The following is a 2767-nucleotide window of genomic DNA, read 5'->3' on the forward strand; positions in this document are numbered from 1 at the left end:
TAAATGTCTGGTTCCTGGTTTTTAATTGTATTATTATTTACCTTTTGCTTCAGTACAGCTATGTAGTTCTTTATGCTTCATAATGAAGTGCGGAATACGGGTTTTATAATTCCACAATTAGAAGCTGGTTTTTAGATTGTCAAGAATTAACTCTCACCGAACTACTTTACGCTATTCAACTACTAGGTTGCCCAGAACAAACTTTTGAATCTAGCATAGAATGTCTAGCCTTTAAAGTTCGCAACGCCAAAGAATGGTCAGATGTCACCCAAATTATGTCTCGTCGTCCAGACGGCGTGAAGAAAGTTATTTGGAGTAATTTGTCTGTAAGCGAAAGAAACCGACTCAACCAAATGAAAGCAGAGTATGAAAATGAAATTCAAAAATGGTTGACCGAAGAAAATCTGGCAGTAATAGCGGCTGACCTGGAAATCTGTGAAGATATGGGGATGATTTCTGATTTATGGCAAATCTATAAAAAACAAGCTATCTATGCAGCAATTGAGCGACTAAGTACCGATAAACGCGACCAAATCAATCAGTGGATTACTCAGCTTGACACAGCCAGTTAGTTATTTTGGTAGTGTAAGCCAACATCATTTGAGCATAGCGTGTGCTTCTTTTATTGATTAAACAACTCTCAAAATAAAGACAGTTGCCCCGGCGATACATTCCCCCTGCGCCGGTTATGAAAACTAAGATGGCAAGCGGTACATAACGCGCATAAGTTGTCTCGACGATTATCCTCAGGCATGAAATTTCTATGATGCACCGTTAACGTTAAAGCCATTCTAAGGGAGCGAGAAAGTTTAGATGTATCATCACCGGGGCGAATGCATTGTAAGCCACATTTAGTACATCGCCAGTCCACTCCTTGTTTAACTTCACTTGCGATATCAGACCAATTTTGGGGATAACGTTCTCGTGATTTTCTTGGCATTTTCTGATTCTAAAAATGCGTGGCGATTTAATTACCTGTCGAATGATAATAGTAATTTACTATAGTTCCTCTTATGATTGCGAAGTTTCGCAGTAAAAAAATGATTCCCAGTTGGGAATACCATATCGACTTATTGGAATATCGCTAATCAATGCCGCCATCCACAATCAGGCTCTGCCTCGGTTAATGGTTAAATCTTCTTCTCTAAAGTTAGGATAAAACTTTTTTTTATGTTGCAGTTGATAAAACAACGTACCGTGTATTCCATTGACGAGCTTTTTATCCAAGCGCCGTTGCCAAATTTTGGCTAAAACCATTTGCGCCGACTCGTTGTCATATATATCTTCAGCAAATTGTATATCTTGTCCTTCATTAGGAAATATCAATTTAAACTCTTCATCTGTTGCCGCAAAAATATCATAAGCACAGTTCATCGCTCCATCAATAACCTGTATATTTTTCATACTTGTTTCTCTATTTACTGTCAAATAAAATTTTCACTTCTATGTATGATTAATTTTTATCACTCATAATTCTTCAACATAAGAGTCAACAATTCCGACATCTCCCACAAATCTTTATTCCTGTTATCGTCATAAATCATCAACGTTCGCGGGTCAGCATGACGGCTCAACTTCTGCACCTTTCTGATATTCCCATCAGTTGCATCCAGCGCCGCCGTAATTGCCGAATGCCTCACCCTGTGGGGTGACATCGGTTTCTTCACTCCCGCCTTCTTAAAAGCAGCCTTCACTATTTTATAGATAGCATCCGTAGTCAATCTATGCCCTTCATTATGAAAATCTAACGCCGTAAAAATTGGTAAATTGGCATTTAAATCCCCCCTAGCAATTAACCAATCAGCTATCGCCGTCGCCACATCTTTGGACATATCCAAATACTCTTCATTCGTTCCCTTTCCCTTGCCCAAAATCCTCAACTTGCGTCCATAAAAATCAAAGTCACCCACATTTAACTGACATATCTCCTGTCGGCGCAAAGCTAAACCCCACAACACCAAAAAAATCGCATAATTCCTTTTACCAATCAAAGTCTCCCTATCAAACTGCTGAATCACAACTGCTATCGCTTTGCTATCAACCCCCCGTGTATCTCGGTACGCCTTCACCTTCTCCCCGGAGACATCCTCCAGGGAATAATTGCACACCCCCAACTTCCGCCCCATCTTGGCCAAGGATTTAATCGCCGCCAACCGCCGATTAATTGTTGCTTCCCGTAAAGATGAAGCTATGAGTTTCGCCTTGTACTTCAACACCACCATCACCGCTTGCTCTCGCTGCAAGTGCAAAAACTCCAGCACGCTATCCCCAGTTGGCGGTAGGCCCGTCATCTTCACAAAAAAATCCCGCAAATCTTTCTCGTAAGCACGTCGAGTATTAGGGTTACGCTTATCTGCCAACAGCTGCGCCAACACATCGGGGTCGCCCTGAAGCTCTGCGTCAAAATACCTAGTTATTGGCGCATCTAAACACGCTTCTAACTCTACCTTAACGGGGGTAAGACTGGAAAAATGAGCCTCGCTGGGGTGGTTAAATTGTTGGGCATCATGGATAGTCGAGCGGTTAATAAGGCTCGGCTCATTTTTTTGTCCCAAATGCGAGACTAATTCCCCCCATCTTGACTCATTAGGCATAAATGCTTACAGCTTCGTTCTTGATAATGCGTTTTTCCAATAACGTACATCATACTCCGCTAGGGGGGAGCACAGGGCAAACGCACCTTAAACTGGCACAATTAGGGTTGACGTTTAATTAAATATATGTGTTTCAATCCATGATTGATTTTGATCATCCATGATCCGTTCTC

The 2767-nt window shown here is 41.4% G+C and carries 3 protein-coding genes; 1 reads left to right on the forward strand and 2 read right to left on the reverse strand.

Annotation, left to right across the window (positions count from 1 at the left end; translation table 11 throughout):
- Nucleotides 1-275 precede the first annotated feature (275 nt).
- Complete coding sequence (locus H6G41_RS34355) at nt 276-572, forward strand: hypothetical protein (RefSeq protein ID WP_190752849.1); 297 nt, start codon at nt 276-278, stop codon at nt 570-572.
- Nucleotides 573-1107: 535 nt separating this feature from the next.
- On the opposite strand, the gene H6G41_RS34360 is transcribed toward H6G41_RS34355, so the two are convergent.
- Nucleotides 1108-1404 (reverse strand): hypothetical protein, encoded by a 297-nt coding sequence (locus H6G41_RS34360; protein WP_190752851.1) that lies wholly within the window; start codon nt 1402-1404, stop codon nt 1108-1110.
- A gap of 59 nt (nt 1405-1463) precedes the next feature.
- A complete protein-coding gene (locus H6G41_RS34365) occupies nt 1464-2594 on the reverse strand; it encodes a tyrosine-type recombinase/integrase (protein WP_199316475.1) in 1131 nt (376 codons plus the stop codon).
- Nucleotides 2595-2767 lie beyond the last annotated feature (173 nt).

It is taken from the genome of Tolypothrix sp. FACHB-123 (assembly GCF_014697075.1).
Lineage (GTDB): Bacteria > Cyanobacteriota > Cyanobacteriia > Cyanobacteriales > Nostocaceae > Aulosira.